This is a genomic window from Bifidobacterium sp. LH_730, from assembly GCF_056355835.1.
The window spans coordinates 12,499-35,232 of record NZ_JBKETB010000018.1 but is presented as its reverse complement, the minus strand read 5'-3'; the positions used below and the strand labels follow the sequence as shown (position 1 = coordinate 35,232).

The window sequence follows — 22,734 nt, the reverse complement described above, 5'->3', positions numbered from 1 at the left end:
ACCGACCCCGCCTTCCGCGAACTGCTCGCGCGCTGGTGCCAGTTCTCCTGCTTCTCGCCCGTGATGCGCAACCACGGCGACCGCTCCGCCCCACAGACCGACGGCACCATGAAACAGACCATCGCCAACAAGGCCGGCGAGCACCGCTCCCCCTCCGGCGCCGACAACGAACCATGGAGCTATGGCGAGGATATCGAGCGCATAATCGTCAAGTTCATCGGCATCCGCGAACTCATGCGCCCCTATATGCGCGAGTTGTTTGACGAAGCCCATCGCACCGGGCATCCCCTGATGCGTGGTCTGTTCTACGAGTTCCCAAGCGATGCAACAGCCGGCGAAGTAGCTGACGAATATATGCTCGGCGCAGACCTGCTCGTCGCGCCGGTAGTTGAGGCCGGAGCATGTTCGCGTCAGGTGTACTTGCCCGGCGACTCCGATGTGACCTGGACCGATTTGCGCGATGGCACGACGCATGCCGGCGGGCAGTGGATCGAGACAGCCGCCGCACTCGACACCATGCCGGTCTTCGCCCGCGACGGCCGCGACCATGGCTTGGCCGGTCGCCTCTAACACACCGAGGCTATCGCTGGCAGACATAAGGCATCCCACTCCCGCGTGTGGCGGGGCGGGATGCCTTATACTAAAAGCCGCGTCGGGCCGTGCTTAAGCCCCGGGCTCCATTTTTTGCCGCCGCGAGCGGCCTTTGCGCCGACAGGCGCTTTCACGGTTCGGCGCGTTTCTTCTTCAGCTAGGCATAGACGCCACGCTCAAAAAGATGAGATTTCAATGCCTTGAAAATAACGGATATACATCAATTCAAGGGTATCGCGGCCGCGCTCACGGCATATCCCCTATATAAAAGTCCGCCCCGGCGCGGAAGGACACCGGGGCGGATGAACGAGCCGGGAAGGAGAAACGGCTCGGGGAGGGCGGAGCTTGGCGAAGGGGAAGGAAGAGATTTTTCGACTTCGCTTCGCTCCGCTCAAAATGACAAGGAGGCGTTAGCTCAGGGGGCGCACGTAGGAGCCGACCTCGGGGCGGACCGGCGCGAGGGTGCCGTCGGGGTTGTGCACCAACGGCGCGAAGACCGTTTCGCGATGGCAGCCGTCGCCGCCCGCCCAGCGACCGGCCGCCGCACCAGCGGGGTTCAGCGCGAAGCGATGGTAGGCGATGATCCACTCGTCGGTGCCGGGGATGTTCACGATGTTGTGATGTCCGGTGGCGAACAGGCCGCGCGAAGGATCGGGCATCACCAGCGGCATCGGTTCGGTCCACGGCCCGACGATCGAAGGCGCCATCGCGTACTTGACGCAATAGGTCTCCTCGCGCGCGTCGTTCTCCGACCACGAGGCGTAGTAGATGCCGTTGCGCTCATGGAACCAGATGGCCTCGCGGAAATCGCCGGGCACCCAGCCGATCGCGCGCGTCTCATCGAAGGAGAGGCAGTCGTCGGCGAAGGGCGCGGCCCAGGCGCGGCCATTGCCCCACAGGAACCAGCGCGTGCCGTCCGTGTCCACGAACGCGCCCGGGTCGATGGTGTGGCAATCGAAGGTGCCGCGCCGCACCAACGGCTCCGGTTCGGGAACGAACGGACCGTAGGGCGTGTCGGCCACGGCGGCGCCGATCTGCGAGCCGGCGACGAACATGAAGACATACCTGCCATCGGCGCGACGCACGATGGACGGAGCCCATGCGCCGTCCTCGCCGTGCCACCACGGCACGTCGCGCAGGTCGAGCGCAGGATGGCGCTCCCACGTCGCCAGATCGTCGGAGACATAGACGCTGAATGCCGTCGTGCCCCACTCATCCACGCCGTCGTCGGTGCAATACAGGAAATACCGATTGTCGAAGATGGCGAGGTTGGGATCGGCGCAGTACCGGCGCAGCGGGTTGGTAGCCAGCTCCGCATTGTTGACGCGATGCGGCAGCGACTCACGGTCGGCGGCGCGCACAGCGGGCGGTTCAAGTGCGATGGTCACGAGAGGGTCCTTTCCGGACAGGCAAATGACGGACGATGACGGATGGCGGGAGTCGGCCGGCGAATCGAAGGATCGGCCGGCCGACGCCTCGGATCAGCCCTTGACCGAGCCGGCGACGAGGCCGGAGACAATCCACTTCTGGCAGAAGATGAAGAAGATGAACACCGGCAGCAGCGCGAGCACGGTGATGGTCATGAAGCTCGGCCAATCGGTCGAGAACTGGCCGACAGCGTTGTAGACCTGCAGCACGATGGTCCTCAGATTCGAGGAGCTGATGAACACATTGGCGTTCATGAAGTCGTTCCACGTGCCCATGGTCTGGAAGACGACCACGGTGGTCAGAATCGGGCGGATCAGCGGCATGACGATGCTCCAGAAGATGCGCAGCGGGCCGGCGCCATCGATGCGCGCCGCCTCGATGAGTTCGAAGGGCAGCGAGCGCATGTATCCCACGATGAGGAAGTAGCAGAACACGCAGCCGCCGAGATAGATGAGCACCAGGCCGGCCAGGGTGTTGACGATGCCAGCCTGCGCCTCCATGCGGTAGAGCGGGATCAGCGTGGACTGGGCGGGCACGACGAAGGCGACCATGAGGATGGTGCCCACGGCGGCCGTGAACTTCGACTTGCGCAGGATCATGCCGTATGCGGCGAGCGCACCGACGATCACCTGAATCAGCACGCCGAAGAAGGTGACGATGACGGTGTTCCAGAGGGAACGAAGAATCGGCACGGTCTCAAAGGCGTTGGCGTAGTTCTCGAAGGTCCATTCCTTCGGCAGGCCAAGCGGATTGGCGCTCATGTCGGGAATGGTCTTGAAGGTGTTGATGATGATGTACCACAGCGGCACCGCGCACACCAGTGCGACGGCGATCATCACCACGGAGGTGGCGATGGACGAGATGCGTTTGCGGGTGGTGAAGTTCATGCCTTCGGCCTTGGAACCGGCCGGGGTTTTGGTTGCGGCGCTCATCACTGGAACCTCCTCGAAATCAGGTTGGAAATGCCCATTTGCAGGAACACCACGATGCCGGTGGCGATGAAGAACAGCACGGCCAGCGCGGAGCCGATGCCATACTGGGACTGGCCGATGCCCTGCTGAATGATGGACTGGGTGACGGTATAGGTCGAGTATCCGGGGCCGCCCTTGGTCATCGTGTAGGGAAGGTCGTAGACCTTCAGACCGCCGGACATAAGCAGGAAGGTGGAGGTGACGATGCCCGGGGTGAGCTGGGGCAGCGTGATGTGCACGAACTGCTGGAGGGGGCCGGCGCCGTCGACGGTGGCCTGCTCGTAGAGGTCGGCGGGAATGGCCTGCAGGAAGGCGAGATACAGGGTGGCATGCCAACCGATCTGGGCCCAGATGGCGATGAAGATCACGCAGAACTTGGCGAGGGAGTTATTCGACAGCCACGGAATCGGATCGATGCCGAACACGCTGAGCACGGAATTGACCACGCCGGTTTTCATCGGGGAGAAGATGTACTTCCACACCATGCCCATGATGGCCAGGGACGGCACCGAGAAGAAGAAGAACACGGAGCGCACGAAATCACGGCCCACGAACTTGCGGTTGAGCACCACGGCCAGCGGAATCGCCAGCGCGGTCACACCGACCATCACCAGCACCGCATAGAGAATCGTGAAGCCCAGGCCTTCGAGCGTGGACGGATCGGAGAACACCTTCCGATAGTTCTCGAATCCCACGAAGTTCATATCCATGCTGTAGCCGTTGAAATCCGTGAACGAGAAGTACGCGGTCTGCACCAGCGGCACAAGGAACAGGATCACGAACAGCGCCAGAATCGGCAGCAGGAACCAGAACGAATTCAGATCCTCGCGCAGCCCCTGCGCGCGCCTGCGCTTGCGGTACAGGTTCTCATCCAACGGCGGCAGCGTCGCCGTCACCCTTGTTGCATTGCTCATTGCCATCCTCCCGAGTTATATGGCCCATGATGAAAGCTTGTGATATCCGGGCATGGCGCGGCGGACGGTGCGTTTGCACGCGACCGTCCGCCGCGTATGTTGCCGGGAATGGTCCGGGGCCGATCACCGACCCGCCCCGGACCGTGGGACGTCAGCCAACGCTCACTGGGCGTTGGCCATCTTCCCATCGACGTTCTTGGCCCACTGGTCGGGCGTGATGGCCCCCTGCACCAGCTGCTGGGTCTCCGCCTGCGTGGCCGTGGAGAGCACGTCGGGGCTCTTGTAGAAGTTGGTCATGAGGAAGTACTTGCCGGTCTTCACATTCTGCTCGTAGACGTCCTTGTACTGCTCGACCACATCGGACTCGAAGCCTTCGACGGTGATGGCGTCGCCGCCTTCGGACTGCTTCTGCAGCGCCCAGTCGGAATGCATGAACTCGAGGAACTTCTCGGCCGCCTTGAGCTTGTCGCCCTCCAGCTTGGAGTAGATGGTCAGAGCCGGGGACGGCGAGCCCTGGGCATACTGCTCGTGGTCGGCGTCGAGGGCCGGCATGAGGTCATAGCCCCAGTTGAGGCCGGAGGCCTCCTGGAAGGTGCCGAAGTCCCACGGACCGGTGCAGATCATGGCGACCTGGCCGTTGACGAACTGGGTCTTCATGTCATCGCCGGAGATGCCGACGATGTCGCGGGTCACGAGATCCTGGTCATAGAGCTTCATCCACTCCTTGACCGCGTCCTTCTCGTTGGCGCCCGGGGTCTGCTTGGATTCGGTGGCCAACGCGGTCACGTCCGTGCCGTCCTTGGCGAAGATGGCGCCCTGGAAGGCATCGGGGATGCGACTCAGGCCATCGGCAACAGTCTCGAGGTAAGGGGTGATGCCCTTGTCCTTGAGCTTCTTGCACAGGTCAAGGAACTCATCCCAGGTGTTCGGCACCTCGTCGGCGCCGACCTGCTTGAGCAGGTCCTTGTTGTAGACGATGCCGGAGGCCCAGGAGCTCAGCGACATGCCGTAGACCTTGCCGTCACGGGAGACGAAGTCCTTGTTGGCCTGGGAGATGTCCTTCATGAACGGCTCGTCGGTGAGATCCTTGACGTAGCCGTTGGTGATGAGGTCATCCTTGTTCTCGGAGGTGATGATGAACACATCCGGCGCCTGGTTGCCGACCAGTCGGGTCTGCAGGGTCTGGATGTACTCCGGGGTGGGCGGCGAGTAGCTGAAGTCGATCTTGATGTCGGGGTTCTCCTCCTCGAACTTATCGACATACGGCTTCATCATCTGCTCGTTGTTCCAGCTCAGGAAGCTGATCGTCGTCTTGCCGGCGTCGGCGCTGCCGCCGCAGGCGGCCAGCGGCACCAACATCGCAACGCCCGCGGCCGCGGCGATCGCGGTCTTCACTGCCTTCGCGAGTTTCATGTTTCTCCTCCTTGCTTCGGGCTGCTGCGCCCTAGGGGTCCTCTTTGGCCCGGCTGCAACGCCGGGTCCCGTTTTTGAATCGATTAGTTGACACGATTCAAAAGCTGGTGAAATCAATTACACACCCCGCCTTGAATCGTGTCAAATCTTCCGCCTAGAATGGAGCTCACTACACGGGGATTACACGGCCCGACCCGCTCGGAAGCCGCATAATTACTAAGTTTTTCAAGGAGTGTACGCCATGGTCACCATGAGTGATGTCGCCAAGGCCGCCGGCGTGTCGCGCGCCACCTCATCCTATGCGCTGCGCGGCGACACACGCATCGCACCGGCCACCGCCGAGCGCGTGATGCAGGCGGCGCGGGATCTGCAGTACACCACGAATCTGTCGGCGCGTTCCCTGCGCTCGGGACGCTCCGGCGTCATCGGCGTGGCGATCTTCGAACTCGACCATCCCTATCCGAGCGAGATGAGCGCCGCCATGAGCCGCGCTGCCGCACGGCACGGACTGGAGACCATCGTGCAGGAGACCTCCAATTCCAAGGACAACGAGATCTCCATCCTGCAGAAGGTGACCAGCCAGCTGTGCGACGGCACCATCTTCAGCCCCGGCAACGTCTCCGACGAGGAGATCCGGGCCTTGTCGGGCGGCAAACCGGTGGTGCTGCTCGACGACCTTTCCCCCGACCCAGTGTTCGATTCGGTGGCCACCCCCTGCGAGGCCGGTGCCGAGGCCGCCATCCGGCACCTCGTCGGCATCGGATGCCAGCGCATCCTGGTGATTGGCACGGCCTACGACGCGCTTTCCGAGGACCGCGCCGCCACGACGGTGTCCGGGCGGCGCCTCATAGGCTGCCTCAATGCCTTCGACGACCTTGGCATCTCGCCCGCGCCCGAACAGTTCATCGACCTGCGCCACTGGCGCACTGACGACGCCCGAGCCACAGCCCACCGCATCGTCGACTCCGGTCTGGAGTTCGACGGCGCGTTCTGCATGACCGACACCATTTCCATCGGCTTCGTCCGGGGACTGGCCGACCGCGGGGTGCGCGTGCCCGACGACGTGGCCGTCATCGGATTCGACGGCATCAACGAATGCGACGCCTATATTCCCTCGCTGTCCACCATCGCCACCGATCTGGAGGACCTATCGACCAAGGCGGTCGGGCTGTTGCTCGACCGCCTCGACAACGCCGAGGAACAGGAGCCCGCGGCGCCACGCACGCTCACCGCGGACTTCCGCCTCATCGCCAGGGAATCGACCCGTCGTTAGCGAGGATCGAGGGCGAACCACAGCACGCCATGCGGCGGGATCGTGCCGCGGAGCACGCGATCGCCGCCCTCACCCTCGATGCGCAGATCCGACGCCCCGCCGGGAACGCCCGCCCACAGATCGCTCACCGTCCAGGCATCCTTGCGCGCGTCAAGCCCCACGAAGCTCTGCAGCTGCACATTGCCCTTGAGTTCATAGGGCTCGTCTCCCGTCCAGAAGAACGCACCGTAATGTCCGTCCTGATGCGCGGACGGCGTGCCGTCGGCCCAATCCGCCGCATCGGCCGCCCAGACGATGAGCTCGCCGCGATAGGAATCCTCTTCCCACCAGCGCTCGAAGATGCGTTCGCGAATCAGCTCCCTGTTATTCGCGGAGCCGGCCGTGATCTCGCGCAGCGCCGGATTGGCCATCAGCGCGATGGTCTCGGGCGTGGAGGTCGGCAGATCGCCGCCCACCATCAGCGGGGACCGGCCCATGCACCACAGCGACAGGATGGTTTTGCACTCATCCGTCGTGAGCTTGCTCTGGCGGTCATCGCCACGCTCGGCCCTCAAGCCGATATGCCCCAGCGGCAGCATGTCGGCGTCGGCCCAATGCCCGGCGGTTTGCATCGGCGCCCAGCGAGCCAGACGGGGGAACTGCTGGTAGATATCCTCCCAGCGGTCCCACAGATCGTCGGAGATGCGCCACAGCTGGGCCACGCCGCGCAGGAAATCGACATGCGTGCTCGCCACCCAGCCGCCGGGCGAGAGCGACAGCACGATATCGCGCCCATGGTTGCGCTCGGCCTTGTCGATCGCGCGATGGTAGGCCTCGATCTCCTCGGGATAGAACGGCGTCTGCATATCGTCGACCTTGAGATAGTCGAGTCCCCAGGCGGCGAACTGATCCACCTGAGCGTCATACCATGCCTGGGCGCCCGGATGGTCGCGCTTGAGACCGAAATTGTCAGGGTTCCACGAGCAGACGTGATCGAGATCGGCCACATCCTTCGCCGTGTAGTCGCTGCCCGGAATCGGGGTGTTCCGCTCGACGGCCAGGCGCGGGATGCCACGCATCACATGCACGCCGAACTTCAGGCCCAGCGCATGGATGCGCTCGGCGATCGAAGTGAAGCCACGCCCGTCCGACGCGCTGGGGAAACGCTTCGGATCGGGCATCTGCCGGCCGTATTCGTCGAGCACGAACGGCGCGTTCTCGTTGTATCCATGGGCGCGCGCCGTGGGATCGAACCACGAGGCGTCCACCACCAGCGTGTCCCATCCGGCCTCCAGCAAATGGGCGGCCATGAACTCGGCGTTGGCCATGAGTTCGTCCTCGGTGATGGTGGTGCCGTACGAGTCCCAGCTGTTCCAGCCCATCGGCGGGCGCCAGGCCTTGGGCAACGGCGTTGCTGCATGCGACATGCTTGCCTCCTTGCGAATTGAATCGTGTCAATCCGTGAGTATACTGTGAGGGCATGAGCGCAACGCCGCAGACAGACAAAATCCCCTTCCCTTGGCCCGGCAACCGGCGCGTCGGCGAAATGACGCGCGAAACCCTCGTCCAACCGACCCGCCCGGGCGAAGACGGCTTGCCTGCGCTCGGGGGACCGGCACGCTGACAACCTCACGACCACCCATATTCCGCACAAGGAGCATCACATGACCACAGCAGCCGACGAACGAGACGGCTATCTCTTCGTCCATTTCACCGGTGACGAACGCTGCGAAACCGACGAGCAGCTGTATTTCGCACTCAGCCACGACGGCACGCACTGGCGCGATCTGCGGCCGGCCGGCAGCCCGGCGCTGACCTGGACCGGCGGCGAGGGCGGCGTGCGCGACCCGTTCATCACGCGGGACCCGGCCGGCGGATTCCATATCATCGCCACCGACCTGAGCATCTTCCACCGCGGCGGCGACTGGGCCACCGCCCACGCCACGCAGGATGGCAGTACCGGGCTCGTCATCTGGGACTCTCCCGACCTCGCACAGTGGAGCGAACCGCGCTTGGTCGACGTGGCCTCGGCGATTCCCGGCGCCGGCATGGCCTGGGCCCCCGAGACTTGTTGGGATCCGGAACGCGCGCAGTGGATCGTATTCTGGGCCACCGCCGCCAACGCGGGGGCGCCCGGCGATCCGCTGGCCGACGAATTGCGCAACGGACTGGGCGGAGAGACGAATATGTATTACGCCACCAGCCCCGATCTCAAGGCTTTCTCCGCACCGGTCAAATGGATCGACCGCATCAACGACGTGATCGACACCACGATGATCCGCCTCGATGACGGCTGGTGGATCCGCGCCTCCAAGGATCTGGAGATCACCATCGAACGCACGCGCAATCCCTACGCCACCGGCTACGAAGTGCGGCGCACCAGCGATCCGCAGGCATGGTCGTATGTGGGCTCGCTGTCCGACATCCTCGGCGACGGACGGTATTCCTGGCATTACCTCGAAGGCCCGGAATTGTTCCGCTATCACGACGCCGACGTGCGCACTGAAAACGGGCGACCGATGCCGTTTGGGCTCATGTGCGATCAGCACGGCGAGGCGAAGGGATATCTGCCGTTCCGCTCGGCCGACCTCTCCTCGCGCGAACCGGAGGACTGGGCCGTCGCCGACGACATCGATTTCGGAGCGCTCAAGAAACGGCACGGCTCGATTCTGCCGATCAGCGCGGCCGAATACGCGGCGGTGGAGACGGCATTCGCGCTATAGAAGCCGGACGACACGCCGGTGGGAGGCCCTTCGGCTTGCCTTCAAGTCGGCTTGAACACTTAACGTGAGCGTTAACAGCAATATCCACCCACATACATAAGCAAAGGAGCCCACATGCAGTATCGCAACGTCGGCAAGGCCGGCATCAAGGTTTCGGAGATCGCCCTCGGCAGCTGGATGACCAAGCTGGAGGACACCGAGGCCGTCGACAACGCGATGGCCATCGCACGCAAGGCCTTCGACGCGGGCGTCAACTTCTTCGACTGCGCCGACGCCTACTCGGGCGGCGACGCCGAGGTGTTCCTCGGCCGCTTCATCAAGGACCTGCCGCGCGAAGACGTCGTCATCTCCTCGAAGGTCTTCTTCCCAACCTCCGACAACGTGAACGGACGCGGCCTATCGCGCAAGCATATCCTCAACAACTGCGAGCGCAGCCTGAAGAACCTCGGCACCGACTACATCGACCTGTATTACTGCCACCGCTTCGACCCTACGACCCCCATGGAGGAGACGCTGCAGGCGCTCAGCGACCTCGTGGACCAGGGCAAGATCCTCTATTACGGCGTGTCCGAGGAGTGGAGCGCGGCCCGTCTCGAGCGCGCCCAGCGCATCATCTCCGAGCGCGGACTGCACCCGCTGACCGTCGTGCAGCCGGAATACAACATGGTCGACCGCTATATCGAGCACGAAATCGTCGACGTGTGCGAGGACTACGGCATCGGCATCACCCCGTTCTCCCCGCTCGCGCAGGGCCTGCTGACCGGCAAATACCGCAAGGGCCAGCCGCTGCCGGCCGGCTCGCGCGCCACCTGGCAGTCGGACCATCAGATCAACGACCTGCTGACCGACGAGAACCTCGACAAGGTCGAGGCGCTGCTGGGCGTGGCCGACGAGCTCGGCATGTCGATGCCGACGCTGGCGCTGGCATGGATCCTGCGCCTGCCGGTCATCAGCTCGGTGATCGTCGGCGCATCCAAGCCCTCCCAGCTCGATTCCAGCCTCGCCGCCGCCGGCGTCGAACTGCCGGCCGATGCGCTCGAGCAGATCGACCGCATCCTCGGCTTCCAGCGCTTCGAGCGCCACATCGGCTGAGCGACGTTCACGACTTCTGTTCTTCGGCGCAGCACCATTTACCGCTACGCCGATGGGGTGGATATGACGCAACCGCCATATCCACCCCATCGGCAATCATCACCCCAAGCCGTCCAGAATGTTCCGCAATCCAACGATGGCATAGAGCGGCAGATCGATAATCGCACCATCATGTCGCGGCTCACGCGCAGACAGACGCACCGGGCGCGTGAACCCGAAGCGTTTGATGGCCGCTTTCAAACTCTTCGCATGGAGATTGTCGCCGGCCTTCGCCTCGATCGGCACCACCACACCATCGCATTGGATAAGGAAATCCAATTCATTCGTTGAGTTCTCGTTCGTCCAATACTTCGGATCCCAGCCCGCGGCGACAAGTTCCTGACATACATATTGCTCGGTAAACGCACCTTTTGCCGTGCGGAACACATCATCCGCTTCGAGGATGATACGCGGATCGATGCCGCTCATCTCACGCAACAGACCGACGTCCGACGCGAAAAGCTTGAAGGCCGCGGGGTCGGCAAACGCACGCAATGGATACTCCGGCGCCGACACACGTGGCACTTTAAGCGCTATCGAACAATCCAGCAGACGCTGTATCGCCAGTTCAAAGTCCTTGCCACGCCCACCCGAACGCACCGCTCCATAAAGGAACTTCTTATTCTCCCTCGCCAACTGCGAAGGCATCGAATCCCATACTTGTGCCAGCCGTAGCGAAAATCCCCGCGGCATATCATCGGCATATTTGGAGAAATCCTCCCTATATCCGCCAATCACCCCCTGCTGTGCACGTCGGACAGCCTCGTAATCAACGCCGGGATAGGTCGATGCAAAGACCGTCACGGCTTCAGGCATGCCGCCCACAACCATGTAATACCGCAGCCATTCCATCAACTGTTCGTGAAACACCGCCATCATCGCCGTGTCCCCGCCTTCAACCAGGGCCGCCATGGGCTCTTGACCGCAGGCATTCAGGAACTCAACAAAATCCATCGGCAGCAAGCGCAGCCGATCCACTTTGCCCACGGGATACGACACCCCCGGATGGATGGTGATGCCCAGCGACGAACCAGTTGCCACCAGCGGATACTCAGGAGCCTCCTCCGAAAAATATTTCAACGACTCCACTGCTTTTGGCGAAGATTGAACCTCATCGAGCACAATCAGCGTGTCATGAGGCGCAATCGGCACGCCTGACGCCAACGACAAACCGGATATCAAACGTTCCGGCCGCGGATTACCTTCGAAAAGGCGGCGCAGCGATGCATCGCCCTCCAACGACACATAGGCCATCGATTGAAAATGGGTGCGCCCGAACTCCTTAACCAACCAACTCTTGCCCACCTGACGCGCACCGTCTAGAATCAACGGCTTACGGCTCGGATCGTCGCGCCAAGCCACCAATCGCTCCATCATCCGCCGCTTCATCGCCCGCTCCTTTAGCTACGTTTTCTAAGGCAAAATACAACTATTGGGCACATTTTATGAGGAAGTTTTGGCTTTTTCAAAACATTTTCTAGGGATTGCCAATGAACCGTAGCCTGTTGCATGCAGGTCAGCGGAAACGGACGACATCGACCGAGCCCCGCGCATTCACGCGGAGTTGAAGAGCTTGCCCGGGAAGCTGGCGCGGTATTGGGTTGGGGTCAGCCCGGTGCGACGCTTGAACACGCGGGCGAAATACTTTGGATCGGCATATCCCACCTGGGAGGCGACGGTGGACACCGGCAGCAGGGTGGATCCCAAAAGATCGCGGGCGCGATCGATGCGGTATTCGGCGATCTGCTCGACCACGCCCATGCCGTAGGCGCGGCGGTATGACGCGGTCAGATAGCTGGGCGAATAATGGAAATGCTCGGCCACGCCGGCAACGGTCAACGGTTCGAAGGCATTGGCCTGGATCCACGAGCGCACGGCCTGCATGGCCGCGATGCCATGGGCGCCGTCCCCCGATCCGCCGCCCCCAGGCTTGCGGAAGGTGTCGGCGGCAATAGCCCCGACATTGTGGGCCGGCTCGGGAACATGCCCCGCGGCCATGGCCCTGACCTGAGCCGAAATCTCAAGCAGGGCCACGGTCGCGGAATAGTCGCAGTAGACATTGGGATTCGGCCCATGCGACACATACAGGTCGAGCAGTTGGTTGAGGAGCACGACCAGACGGTCGGGATCGGCGAGCGCGAACAGCTCCGGCAACACCAGGCACCGTTCGTCCTCGGGAAGCGACGCGCCGTCATCCAATATGCCGCATCCATCGAGGGAGAAATGCAGCCAATAGTATTCCAGATACTCGTCGATGTCACGGGTCCCGACATGCTCGACATGCGGTGGCCATAGGGACACCTGTCCGGCGAGGATATCCCGGGAAACACCGCCGACGGCGACCGGCAGCACGCCGCGACGCACAAAGACGAGTTCGAAATCGTCGATGCTGCGACGCATATGCCGCCATCCGGGCCCCGACACGAAGCGCCCGGTCGCGCCAAAGCGCACCGGCCCGTCGAGCCGGCCCACCGTCATCGTCATGCCGACCAGTCTAGTGCGGACGCTCCATCAGCGCGCATATCCAATTGAACGCGCGATGATGCGTGCGCCCGCAAAGCGCACCGAGGGAAAGCGTGCCCAGGCACGTCGTCCGAGGAACGATGCGGCCGGACGCTCCATCAGCGCGCGTTCAACCAGACGCTCATATCGTTCTCGCCCCTATTCGCCCACGCGAAATAGGGGATCATCGTCACCGTGATGGGCTCGCGGCGCGGCTTCCCCCATGATCCGTACAGCGACGTGCTTTCCGCGGAAGACGGCGTGCGGAAGGCGGGAACCTCCAGGCGAACCATGGGGCGCACAACGTCATCGACCTCGCCGGTGCCACGCTCATCCATGGCGGGCGCGCCCGCATGGAAGTCGAAGGGGAGCACATTGACGCCGGCGCAATCCTCGCCCACGGAAGCCGCGTCGATCTCCAAACCGCGCAGCGAACCGCCATTGTCGCGCCCCTCGGCGGCGAACACCAGCGGCCCACGCACAAAAGCGGCCTTGCCCGCATCAGCGGCGACGCGCGGATCGGCGGCGACCATATGGACGGGCATCGGGTAGTCGAAATCGACGGCGTCTCCATCGCGCCATTCGCCGGTCAGGGTCAGGTAACCGTCGCGCACCGCACGGGTGACGCGGCCGTCCCGCTCGGCCGAGCACATGACGAACTCCGCCGCCCGCTCGCCGCCGGCCCAGGCGGGAAGCCGGAAGGACAGCGAGGCACGCACCGGCCCGTCGACGGACACCGCGGCGCGGGCCTTGCCCGACCAAGGCAGACCGGCATCCATCGCAAGCGTCAGCCGCGCGCCATTCAGCTCGACGTCGGCCTTGCCGCCGATATAAAGATGCGTGAACAGCGTGGCCGTATCCTCCGCCAGCGTGTAGGCATATTGCTGGATCGACGCGACGATGCGGGCGATGTTCGGCGGGCAGCAGGCGCAACCGAACCACTTCTGGCGCACAGTTTTGACGTGGTCCCAGTTGTCGTCGCCGTAATGGACGGCATCGGGGCGCACCTCGAGCGGATTGACGTAGAAGAAGCTCTTGCCATCGAGCGCGATGCCGGCGAGCACGGTGTTGTAGAGCGCCAGCTCCATGACGTCGGCGTATTCGGATTTCGGCTCGATCTCCAGCATGCGACGGGCGAAGAAGGCGAGCGCGATGGCCGCGCAGGTCTCGGAATAGGCCAGGTCATTGGGCAGCTCGTATTCGGCCGCGAAGGATTCGCCATGGCGCGTGCCGCCGATGCCGCCGGTGATGTAGAGCTTGCGATCGACGATATTGCGCCACAGGCGGCGGACCGCATCGGTCAGCCCGCGGTCGCCGGTGAGCCGCGCGACATCGGCGACGCCGGAATAGAGATAGGTGGCGCGCACGGCGTGGCCGACCGCCTCCTTCTGCTCGAGGACGGGCTCGTGGGCCTGATAGTAGGCATAGGGCTTGGGACGGTTCGGATTGGGCACGTAGGGCGTGCCGTCATGGGCGGCTCGCGCCCTGTCCTCGCGCTCGAAATACAGTGGCGCGACGCCACGCTGGCGCACGAAATACTCGGCGAGTTCCGCATACCGCCGCTCCCCCGTGGCTTCGGCAAGGCGCACCAGCGCCATCTCGGCGATCTCATGGCCGGGATATCCGTCGAGCTTGCCGGGCTCGGTGCCGAAACGGCTCGCCGCATAATCGGCGAAGCGGCATGCCGCCTTGAGCAGCTTGTCTTTGCCGGCGCCCTGCCAATAGGCGACGGCGCCCTCGATGAGGTGCCCGAGGCAGTAGAGCTCGTGATGGTCCCTCAGATTGGTGAAGTGGCGGTCCATGCCGCCGAGAATGTAATACGTATCGAGATATCCGTTGTCGAGCTGAGCCGCGCACACGATGTCGATGGCCTGGTCCGCGGTGCGCTCGAGCTCGGCGTCGGGATGATGGGCGAGGCTGTATCCGACCGCCTCGATCCATTTGGAGAAGTCGGTGTCTTGGAACAGAAATCCATAGAATGTGTCGGGATCCGGATGCGCCGGGTCATCGGGAAGCGCGTTGAAACCGCGGTCCGTGTAGGTCGGAGGCACAAACGCGCGGCCCTCGGCGGCATGGCGCTCGTTCAGGCGGGCGGCGGCCTTGAAGTTATGCATGCAGTAGCTCGGGTCCGCCCCCGGCACCTCGTCGTTGAGCGCGCGCCACTGATAGGGGATGACGGCGGTGCGCACAAGCTCCTGTTCGGCGCCCCAGAAGGCATCGGTGACGGTGACATCCTTCAGCGCGAGCGGTGCGCTATGGACGGAAGTGGACATATCGTATGCTCCTATTCGCGTATGCGTCCTTGCCATAAAAGCCGGCTTCACGGATACCATAAGACATCCTGCACAGACCAAATGAGGACAAATCGTTGCTCAGGGCGACACTTGCGCGCACCACGCATCCCACGGCATCTCGCGGCGTGGACGCAAGCACCCGCCGACATGGCCTAGAGTGGTGGGTATGGATATTCATGTGCTGAATCACCCGCTCGTGGAGCACAAACTGACCGTGCTGCGCGACAAGAACACCTCTTCCGCCACCTTCCGTGAGCTCGTCACCGAACTCGTCATGCTCGAGGCCTATGAGGCCACCCGCGGCCTCGAGGTCGTCGACAAACCCATCGAAACCCCGGTCGCCCCGATGATCGGCAAGCACATCGCCGAGCCCCGTCCGATCATCGTGCCCGTGCTGCGCGCGGGACTGGGCATGCTCGACGGCATGACCAAGATGATTCCCAGCGCCGAAGTCGGTTTCCTCGGCATGAAGCGCGACGAGGAGCATCCCACCCAGCAGATCACCTATGCGAACCGTCTGCCCGACGACCTGACCGGCCGCCAGTGCTTCCTCATCGACCCGATGCTGGCCACCGGCGGCACGCTGGTCGCCGCCACGCACTATCTGGCCGAGCGCGGCGCCAAGGACATCACGGCGATCAACATCCTCGCCGCCCCCGAAGGCATCGAGTTCGTCAAGAAGCAGCTCGACCCGTCCATCGACTTCAAACTCGTCGTGTGCGCGGTGGACGAAAAGCTCAACGAGAAGGCCTATATCGTGCCCGGCTTGGGCGACGCGGGCGATCGTCTCTACGGAGTCGTCGACTGACTCCACTTGCCATCCGCTTTCTCTGTCGTCCTGAGCGAGGCGCGTTTCCCTGTCATCCTGAGCGAAGCGCGAAGCGCGCAGTCGAAGGATCTCATCGACGTGGGGATCCTTCGACTCGGCTGTCGCCTCGCTCAGGATGACAATACCGGGGCATCTTGAATCAAGATGACCATATGGGAGCACTATGAACATCGACATCCTGTGCGTGGGCAAGGTCAAGGAGCGCTACCTGCGCGACGCCATTGACGAATACTCGAAGCGCCTTGGCCGATATTGCAAGCTCTCGATCATCGAAGTGGCAGACGAGAAAACGCCTGAGCACGCTTCGGAGGGCGTTGAGCGGCAGATCAAGGCCAAGGAGGGCGAACGCCTCGCCAAGCATATCCGCCCCGGTGCGTTCGTCATCGCGCTGGCCATCGACGGGCAGATGCTCTCCTCCGAGGGGCTTGCCTCGAAGATCTCCCAGCTCGGCTTGGGCGGCACCAGCCATATCCAGCTTGTCATCGGCGGTTCGATCGGCTTGGACGATGCGATCCTCAAGCGCGCCGATTACAAGCTCAGCTTCTCCAAGATGACCTTCCCGCACCAGCTGATGCGCGTGATCCTGCTCGAACAGATCTACCGCGCGTACAAGATCAACGCGGGCGAGCCGTATCACAAGTAGGCCCGCCAGGCGGCAGGCCCGCTCCGCCACGGCACCCCGCCGGACGTGTCTTCAGGCTCCCCACGTACGTTTTTCCGCACGGCAACGAAGACCCTGCGGAAAAACGTACGCGAAGCAACCCCTAGAAATACGGTTTTCCGCATACCATCGTCGGCGTGCGGAAAAACGTATGCCAGCGCAGCAAGGCGCGCGCCTTATCCGTACGTTTATGAGCAGAGTAACGATATGGCTGCTCACAAACGTACGCTGCCGCATTCCACCCGTACGTTTATGAGCAGCCCGACGGTGCATATGCGCAGAAACGTACCCTTAGCCACGCTCAGCGTACGTTTGTGAGCAGGGGCCTCGTCGGGCTGCTCACAAACGTACGCAAGAGAAAGTCACGGCAAGACATCGCAATCAGTTCATACGCCCATGAACGCATGCCAGAGCGCGCCTCGCCATAAGGATGTCCGTTGGCACGGAAACCCACTGGGCTTCCTCTATGGCCAGCTCGCATGGTCACGGCATAAGGCACATGCCCAAGGCCGGCTCGTGCGGCCGGGCTTATGCGATTCCGCAGGAATCACTCCCCGGCCACGAAGGCCTCGAAGATATGGTGGTCGAAGTAGGCGTCGCATTCGGCGAGTTCGTCGGCGCTGCGCACGGTCCACGAGACGGGGACGGCGCCCATCATGCGGGCGATGCGAACCTGCGGGGAGACGCCGCCACGCCAGTCGTAGGCCACGAAATCGGGGCGGCTCATCCAGTCGAAGGCCAGCAGGCCGGCGGCCCACTCCATCACGCCGTCCTTGGCAAGGTCGGCGCCCCAGGACAGCTGCCCGCGGCAGACCTCGGGATGGTGCTCACGATACCAGCGCATCGCATACGGGTTGAAGGATTCGACGACATACTGGCCGTCATACGCGCCCAGCAGTTCCGCGCCCTTTTCCATGAGTTCGGCGTCGCGCTCGTCCCAATGCCCGTTGTCGTCGAATTTGTATTCGACGATCAGCGGCGCGCGCCCGGCGACGACCTTGAGCACGTCGGAGAACAGCGGCACATGCTGGTAGTAGCCGGCGGGAGCGGTGGGCGGGGTGACGACCAACGGCGGTTGCTCGCTGGCGCCAGGCAGGGGCGCGGCGGTTTCGTCGCCGGGATGCCCGCCCGGGAACAGCGGGATGCGGGTGAGCTCGTCATAGGTCAGATCCTCGATGCGGCGCGGATCGCCGGCGACGCGCATGAGGTCGGGGTCATGCACGACGACGACCTGCCCGTCGAGCGTGAGTTGCAGGTCGAGTTCGATGCCATATCCGGCCTCGCAGGCGGCGGCGAAGGAGGCGAGCGAGTTCTCGGGGGCGATGGGACCGGTCACGTCCGGGGTGCCATATCCCGCCTTCATCGCCATGCGGCGGGCGAGTGCGACATATTCCCCGCTGCCGGCCGCATATTGCGGGCTCAGCCCCGAGCCAGCGTCATGCAGGCCGCGGTGGGCATACCATACGTCGGCGATGGCGGGCACATAGTGCTTGCGCTTGTCCCCGAACGAACGCGGCTTGATGGCCCACAGCGCGGCGCCAGCAGCCGCGACGGATGCGATGGCCAGTTTCTTCCCGAATCCCATGGCGATCTCCTTTGCCCGAATGACGGCATCCATATCCGCGTTCCAGCCTAGCCCATCATCAGATCATCATCACCTTATGAATCCAAGGAACGTCGCAAAGAGCGCCCACGACATTCAGACGGGAACCATCTCGCTCACCGCAGCCAAGTGGCGGCGTCGGCGAGAGTAAGCTCCAGACGAGTACGAAAATCATCCACGAAATGAGGCGCGGCAAGCAACCCCAACTTGTCGCGGTTGTCTTCCACAGCCTCGTCAAATGCATCAGGCAGGGCTGCAGCCAACGCGGCGAATCTGTTCACGACCGCCGATCGGTCAAGTTTCATGCGGTCCACGAATCGATGCAGATGCTTGGACCGCAGTTGCAGCAACTTGCGCTGTCCGCCGATGGTCATCGCCAAAGTCGAGGAAACTCCCCGCAGGCCAGAAGCGAGATATGGGAACACCGACGCGAAATCGTACAGCGGCGCCAGCGTGACATGCGAACCGTTCAGCAGCAGAGAATAATTCTTGGCATGGCTATCCGTCGCGCCAAGAAGATAGCTGGCCATGATTCCATCGGCGAAACCACGGACATTGCGTTCGCTCTCCCCGTAGACATCATGCTCACGCAGCATAAGCGCGTACTGTTCAGCCAACGGTCCGCCATATTCCTCGTATTTCTGCTCGGCCCGCACACCCAGAGCCTGTGTGAAGTCGACCTGATGGAAGGCTTGCACCGAGCCATCGGACATGATGCGTCGGTCAAAACGGGTAACGACCACGGCCGGAGTCTCCCCGAACACGCTGAAATCGGTCTGTGCGACATTGAGCCCCATATGTCGCGCGATCGACATGGTGAAATGCTCATCGAAGGCTTGATCCGGCAGATTGGGAACACCTGGCTTGAGAATATGCGTGGTGCGGGCGATGCCAGAGGAGACGAACCATCCGTCCGGCTGCTTGCATAATGCGATCTTGCCTTGCTGGCCCGCCACCGACCAATGCTCATTAGCGCCAGCGGGCTGCCCGCCGACGGGAGCCGCTTCGCGCAGTCGTCTCTCAATCTCCTCATCCGATATGGCAACGAGTTCGTCCGGAACGGGAGACAAAGTGTCCGACAAGGATAACCGCAACGCGCCGGAAGCATCCAGTCCAATGGCCGCAAGCAGGTCAAAGGCCGCGGACGAAGCAGCTCCATGCACACGTCGAGCCTGCTCGCGAGCGGAAACCGATTCAGGAACCAGCGCTTCCAGGAACGCCTCGGGGCGCTGACCGATGATGGCCCCCTGTTCCAATGGCAGCGAAGGAGATAATGGCGTTACCTCCGGCGACGATGCGCCTCCCCTGCCCCAACGATACGTTTCATCATAGGTAAAAGAGATTGTCCCCTGTGCATCACGACGGAAAACCCCGACCAAGGTTTCGCCGAGAAACGCATACAAAGCATCGCCGCGTTCGCCCATTTCACCACTCCTGCCGAACTGGAATGGAATTGGCAGACAGAGCGATGGGGGCACGACTTGGGTCCATCACTTGACGGACATCGAGCGCCAATCCCAGATAGCGCATCATGGCCAGTATGGTCGCGAACCCCGGGTTGGGAACATCACCGTTCTCGAATTGAATCAGCCAGCGGCGCGAAACCCCTAGGTCTTCGGCCATGCGCGCTTGACTGACCCCCTGCTGTTTGCGTTGGTCGCGCACCAATGCGCCGAAACCAGCCACACCCGCGATAATCATGTGCAAAATATATCACATATAAACACTATGTGCAATATATTTCACCAAAAATCAATGAGTTATCCGAAACCACCGGAACAGCCCACCAAGCTTCCCTACGCAAGGGTGACCCACCAGCACATCATCAGACCAACGCGTTAAAGGGGCACACAAAACAAGTGGGCCACCAGCGGCGAAGGCTGGCGGCCCATTCAGGAGAGGAAACCAGTGCGGCGGGTTGGGAACTGCCCCGACCGCACTCGGCTATGCGACTCAGGCTTCGGCGGCCAGGGCGGCGGCGTGGCGGTCGGCGAGCTCGGCCTTGATCCGGGGCTCCATCTTCTCGAACCTGCGGTAGAGGCACATGATCGCGGCGACGACCGCGTAGACGATGACGGGCAGCCAGATGAAGCAGAAGCCGATCGCGCCCAGGGCCTGCGGGGTCTGCTCCGCGTTGGCCACGTAGCCGTTCGCGTTCATGATCTTCAAGGGCAGGAACGCGCCGAACCCGGAGCCGACCTGGATGCAGAACGCGGAGCCCACGGCCGTCAGGAAGCCGGCGGCGTGGATGCCGAAGATCTGCACGCCGTTGAACAGCGAGGTCAAGTTCTTGTTGCCGAGGTTGTACTTCGCGCAGTAGACGGCGATACCGTTGCGCGTGGACTGCGCGATCCAGTAGATCACGAACGCGCTCACCAGGATGATCCACGGCCAGTTGCCCTTCGTCGCAAAGAGGCGGTGAACAACATCGTGGTATCCGCACCACTCAAACTACCCGACCGAGACCATCATTTGACTGATGCCGCCCACACCGGACAAGCGAAAGTCCATATTCCATTAAAATTCGACGGACTGCCCGAAATCATCGAAGCAGCCCGTCGAAATCCCCTGCGAAAGGCCGTTTTATCAGCCCTTCACAGCACCGGCCATGAAGCCCTTGACGTAGTACTTCTGGAGGACCAGGAAGAGGATGGCGCAGGGAATCATGAGCACGACGACGCCGGCCTCGGTGGCACCGTAGTCGATGACGCCCATGGTCTGCTGGCGCATGTTCACCAGCGCCAGCGGCAGGGTGGCCTTGCCCGAGGAGGACAGATACAGCGGGATCATGAAGTTGTTCCATGCCTCGAGGAAGGCCAGCAGGCCAACGGTGACCATCGAGGGCTTGACGACCGGCACGAGGATCTTGAGCAGTGCCTGGAAGGAGTTGCAGCCATCGACCATCGCAGCCTCCTCCATGTCCTTGGGGATGGCGTCGAAGGCGTTGCGCATGATGAACGTCGACATCGGCAGCTGGAACAGCGTGATCACCAAGCCCACGCCCACCAGCGTGTCGTTCAGGCCGATGTTCTTGTACCACACCATCAGCGGGATGAGCAGCGAGGCATACGGCACCATCAGAATCGACAGGGTGACCGTGAAGCCAAGGTTGCGGCCGCGGTACTCAAAACGGGAGAAGGAGAAGCCGGCCAGCGTGCACACCACCACGGAGAACACCACGGACACGGCCGATACGATCAGCGAGTTGAGCAGGTAGGTGGGCAGGCCTTCCTGATATCCGAATAGGGTCAGGTAGTTGCCCACGCCCCAACCATCGGACTGGGCGGAGCCGGGTTGCGGGCTGAACGAGCTGATGATGACCCAGATCAGCGGGGCGAGGAACACCAGCGCGAGCAGCGCCTCGAGAATGCGCGCGATGACACGCTTCCACAATGGGGTAGTCATTTTCGAACCTACGCCTTTCTCACTTGGTGTTGTCGCGCATGCCGCGCATCTGGATGGAGTTGATGATTACGAGGGCGATCAGCACGACCAGCGACAGGGCGGCCGCCATGCCCAGGTCCTTCTTCGAGTCGAAGGCGAAGTTGTAGATGAGCTGCACCACGGTCATCGTGGAGTTGTTCGGGCCTCCCTTGGTCAGGATGAAGAACTGGTCGAAGGCCAGGATGGAGCCGGTGACGCAATACACCAGGCACATCACGATGGTCGGCTTCATCAGCGGCAACGTGACCGAGCGGAAGATGCGCCATGTGCCGGCGCCGTCCATGCGGGCGGCCTCATACAAATCACCGGGAATGGCCTGCAGGCCGATCATCATGAGCAGCATGTAATAGCCCGAGAAACGCCAGACGATCACAATCACCGTGGCCCACAACGCGGACTGGCCGGTGGCCAGCACCGAACCGCCCTCATCCATCAGCCCGAAGAAGCTCAGGATCTTGGTGACCGGTCCGACCTGCGGCGAATACAGCGCGTAGAACAGCAATGAGGCGGAGGCCAAGCCCGTGGCGGTCGGCATCAGGAAGCAGGTGCGCAGCACATTGCTCCACTTCGAGCTCTCCTGCACCAGCAACGCCAGTCCCAGGCCCAACGCAAGTAGAATCACCGTGGCGATCACCGTGTATTCGAGCGTGAACCACACCGACTGGACGAACAGCGGGTTCTCGAACACCTTGATGAAGTTGTCCGGGAAGTTCACGCCGCGGTTGCCGCCCATCAGACTCCACCGCGAGAACGACATGATGACCAGCAGCACGATCGGCACCACGAACAGCAGCAGGATCATGAGCCAATCCGGAGCCGCATACAGCCAACCGCGCCGCGCCTCCGCCGCCTTCGCCTTCGAGCGATGCGTCGGCACCGACGCAGCGCCCTTGCTCACGCTAGACATGCTTCTTCTCCTTTTGGGGATAGGGAAATGGATTTCAGAGGATGACGATACAGAGTTCCGGATGATATGCA

20 protein-coding genes are annotated in these 22,734 nt (G+C 62.7%); 6 read left to right on the top strand and 14 right to left on the bottom strand.

The window, feature by feature from the left end; genetic code table 11:
• Positions 1-570 (top strand): TIM-barrel domain-containing protein (locus tag AC1AUD_RS13090; RefSeq protein WP_476574817.1); only part of this gene is annotated, 570 nt, incomplete at its 5' end.
• Between the two features lie 431 nt (positions 571-1,001).
• On the opposite strand, the gene AC1AUD_RS13085 is transcribed toward AC1AUD_RS13090, so the two are convergent.
• The 4 genes from AC1AUD_RS13085 to AC1AUD_RS13070 form a co-directional block, all read right to left on the bottom strand.
• Positions 1,002-1,973 carry a family 43 glycosylhydrolase gene (locus AC1AUD_RS13085; RefSeq protein WP_476574820.1) on the bottom strand — a complete coding sequence of 324 codons (972 nt, stop codon included), beginning with the start codon at positions 1,971-1,973 and terminating at the stop codon, positions 1,002-1,004.
• A 99-nt stretch (positions 1,974-2,072) separates the two neighbouring features.
• Positions 2,073-2,906 carry a carbohydrate ABC transporter permease gene (locus tag AC1AUD_RS13080; RefSeq protein ID WP_476574819.1) on the bottom strand — a complete coding sequence of 278 codons (834 nt, stop codon included), beginning with the start codon at positions 2,904-2,906 and terminating at the stop codon, positions 2,073-2,075.
• Positions 2,907-2,950: 44 nt separating this feature from the next.
• Positions 2,951-3,904, bottom strand: a complete 954-nt coding sequence (locus tag AC1AUD_RS13075; protein WP_476574816.1) for a carbohydrate ABC transporter permease — start codon at positions 3,902-3,904, stop codon at positions 2,951-2,953.
• 162 nt (positions 3,905-4,066) lie between these two features.
• Positions 4,067-5,317, bottom strand: a complete 1,251-nt coding sequence (locus AC1AUD_RS13070; protein ID WP_476574815.1) for an ABC transporter substrate-binding protein — start codon at positions 5,315-5,317, stop codon at positions 4,067-4,069.
• A gap of 241 nt (positions 5,318-5,558) precedes the next feature.
• Between AC1AUD_RS13070 and AC1AUD_RS13065 the strand changes: the two genes are divergently transcribed.
• Entirely contained in the window at positions 5,559-6,590 is a 1,032-nt protein-coding gene (locus AC1AUD_RS13065) for a LacI family DNA-binding transcriptional regulator (protein ID WP_476574814.1), read from the top strand.
• Here AC1AUD_RS13065 and AC1AUD_RS13060 read toward each other — a convergent pair.
• Positions 6,587-7,951, bottom strand: a complete 1,365-nt coding sequence (locus tag AC1AUD_RS13060; RefSeq protein ID WP_476574818.1) for a glycoside hydrolase family 27 protein — start codon at positions 7,949-7,951, stop codon at positions 6,587-6,589. The two genes, AC1AUD_RS13065 and AC1AUD_RS13060, sit on opposite strands and share 4 nt — an antisense overlap.
• Positions 7,952-8,233: 282 nt before the next feature.
• Here AC1AUD_RS13060 and AC1AUD_RS13055 point away from each other — a divergent pair, with 282 nt between their 5' ends.
• Entirely contained in the window at positions 8,234-9,292 is a 1,059-nt protein-coding gene (locus tag AC1AUD_RS13055; protein WP_476574813.1) for an alpha-arabinofuranosidase, read from the top strand.
• 114 nt (positions 9,293-9,406) lie between these two features.
• Positions 9,407-10,384, top strand: coding sequence for an aldo/keto reductase family protein (locus AC1AUD_RS13050; RefSeq protein ID WP_476574812.1), 978 nt, complete (start codon positions 9,407-9,409; stop codon positions 10,382-10,384).
• 99 nt (positions 10,385-10,483) lie between these two features.
• Here the strand turns inward: AC1AUD_RS13050 and AC1AUD_RS13045 are convergent, their stop codons facing one another.
• The 3 genes from AC1AUD_RS13045 to AC1AUD_RS13035 form a co-directional block, all read right to left on the bottom strand.
• Positions 10,484-11,812, bottom strand: coding sequence for an ATP-binding protein (locus tag AC1AUD_RS13045; RefSeq protein ID WP_476574811.1), 1,329 nt, complete (start codon positions 11,810-11,812; stop codon positions 10,484-10,486).
• Positions 11,813-11,977: 165 nt separating this feature from the next.
• Positions 11,978-12,907: an AraC family transcriptional regulator gene (locus AC1AUD_RS13040; RefSeq protein WP_476574810.1), complete on the bottom strand. Its 930-nt coding sequence runs from the start codon at positions 12,905-12,907 to the stop codon at positions 11,978-11,980.
• A gap of 137 nt (positions 12,908-13,044) precedes the next feature.
• A complete protein-coding gene (locus AC1AUD_RS13035; protein ID WP_476574809.1) occupies positions 13,045-15,198 on the bottom strand; it encodes a glycoside hydrolase family 127 protein in 2,154 nt (717 codons plus the stop codon).
• A 187-nt stretch (positions 15,199-15,385) separates the two neighbouring features.
• Between AC1AUD_RS13035 and upp the strand changes: the two genes are divergently transcribed.
• Together upp and rlmH are read left to right on the top strand one after the other, a co-directional pair.
• Entirely contained in the window at positions 15,386-16,027 is a 642-nt protein-coding gene (gene upp, locus AC1AUD_RS13030; protein ID WP_476574808.1) for a uracil phosphoribosyltransferase, read from the top strand.
• A gap of 184 nt (positions 16,028-16,211) precedes the next feature.
• Positions 16,212-16,691: a 23S rRNA (pseudouridine(1915)-N(3))-methyltransferase RlmH gene (rlmH, locus tag AC1AUD_RS13025; protein ID WP_476574807.1), complete on the top strand. Its 480-nt coding sequence runs from the start codon at positions 16,212-16,214 to the stop codon at positions 16,689-16,691.
• A 565-nt stretch (positions 16,692-17,256) separates the two neighbouring features.
• Here the strand turns inward: rlmH and AC1AUD_RS13020 are convergent.
• From AC1AUD_RS13020 to AC1AUD_RS12995, 6 genes are all read right to left on the bottom strand, one after another.
• The gene (locus AC1AUD_RS13020) at positions 17,257-18,294 is read right to left on the bottom strand and encodes a glycerophosphodiester phosphodiesterase family protein (RefSeq protein WP_476574806.1); all 1,038 of its coding nucleotides are present in this window, start codon (positions 18,292-18,294) and stop codon (positions 17,257-17,259) included.
• Positions 18,295-18,428: 134 nt separating this feature from the next.
• Complete coding sequence (locus tag AC1AUD_RS13015) at positions 18,429-19,736, bottom strand: HipA domain-containing protein (protein ID WP_476574805.1); 1,308 nt, start codon at positions 19,734-19,736, stop codon at positions 18,429-18,431.
• A 1-nt stretch (position 19,737) separates the two neighbouring features.
• Positions 19,738-20,013, bottom strand: coding sequence for a helix-turn-helix domain-containing protein (locus AC1AUD_RS13010; RefSeq protein WP_476574804.1), 276 nt, complete (start codon positions 20,011-20,013; stop codon positions 19,738-19,740).
• A 252-nt stretch (positions 20,014-20,265) separates the two neighbouring features.
• Positions 20,266-20,688, bottom strand: a complete 423-nt coding sequence (locus tag AC1AUD_RS13005) for a hypothetical protein (protein WP_476574803.1) — start codon at positions 20,686-20,688, stop codon at positions 20,266-20,268.
• Between the two features lie 210 nt (positions 20,689-20,898).
• Entirely contained in the window at positions 20,899-21,717 is an 819-nt protein-coding gene (locus tag AC1AUD_RS13000; protein ID WP_476574802.1) for a carbohydrate ABC transporter permease, read from the bottom strand.
• Between the two features lie 19 nt (positions 21,718-21,736).
• Entirely contained in the window at positions 21,737-22,663 is a 927-nt protein-coding gene (locus tag AC1AUD_RS12995) for a carbohydrate ABC transporter permease (RefSeq protein WP_476574801.1), read from the bottom strand.
• Positions 22,664-22,734 lie beyond the last annotated feature (71 nt).

Bases quoted from the DNA above. Each gene is read 5' to 3' on its own strand.
- AC1AUD_RS13015 (WP_476574805.1), bottom strand. From the start codon at position 19,736: ATGGGCGAACGCGGCGATGCTTTGTATGCGTTTCTCGGCGAAACCTTG.
- AC1AUD_RS13020 (WP_476574806.1), bottom strand. From the start codon at position 18,294: ATGGGATTCGGGAAGAAACTGGCCATCGCATCCGTCGCGGCTGCTGGC.
- AC1AUD_RS12995 (WP_476574801.1), bottom strand. From the start codon at position 22,663: ATGTCTAGCGTGAGCAAGGGCGCTGCGTCGGTGCCGACGCATCGCTCG.
- AC1AUD_RS13035 (WP_476574809.1), bottom strand. From the start codon at position 15,198: ATGTCCACTTCCGTCCATAGCGCACCGCTCGCGCTGAAGGATGTCACC.
- AC1AUD_RS13060 (WP_476574818.1), bottom strand. From the start codon at position 7,951: ATGGGCTGGAACAGCTGGGACTCGTACGGCACCACCATCACCGAGGAC.
- AC1AUD_RS13040 (WP_476574810.1), bottom strand. From the start codon at position 12,907: ATGACGATGACGGTGGGCCGGCTCGACGGGCCGGTGCGCTTTGGCGCG.
- rlmH (WP_476574807.1), top strand. From the start codon at position 16,212: ATGAACATCGACATCCTGTGCGTGGGCAAGGTCAAGGAGCGCTACCTG.
- AC1AUD_RS13050 (WP_476574812.1), top strand. From the start codon at position 9,407: ATGCAGTATCGCAACGTCGGCAAGGCCGGCATCAAGGTTTCGGAGATC.
- AC1AUD_RS13065 (WP_476574814.1), top strand. From the start codon at position 5,559: ATGGTCACCATGAGTGATGTCGCCAAGGCCGCCGGCGTGTCGCGCGCC.
- AC1AUD_RS13000 (WP_476574802.1), bottom strand. From the start codon at position 21,717: ATGACTACCCCATTGTGGAAGCGTGTCATCGCGCGCATTCTCGAGGCG.
- AC1AUD_RS13045 (WP_476574811.1), bottom strand. From the start codon at position 11,812: ATGAAGCGGCGGATGATGGAGCGATTGGTGGCTTGGCGCGACGATCCG.
- AC1AUD_RS13010 (WP_476574804.1), bottom strand. From the start codon at position 20,013: ATGATTATCGCGGGTGTGGCTGGTTTCGGCGCATTGGTGCGCGACCAA.
- upp (WP_476574808.1), top strand. From the start codon at position 15,386: ATGGATATTCATGTGCTGAATCACCCGCTCGTGGAGCACAAACTGACC.
- AC1AUD_RS13055 (WP_476574813.1), top strand. From the start codon at position 8,234: ATGACCACAGCAGCCGACGAACGAGACGGCTATCTCTTCGTCCATTTC.
- AC1AUD_RS13080 (WP_476574819.1), bottom strand. From the start codon at position 2,906: ATGAACTTCACCACCCGCAAACGCATCTCGTCCATCGCCACCTCCGTG.
- AC1AUD_RS13075 (WP_476574816.1), bottom strand. From the start codon at position 3,904: ATGAGCAATGCAACAAGGGTGACGGCGACGCTGCCGCCGTTGGATGAG.
- AC1AUD_RS13070 (WP_476574815.1), bottom strand. From the start codon at position 5,317: ATGAAACTCGCGAAGGCAGTGAAGACCGCGATCGCCGCGGCCGCGGGC.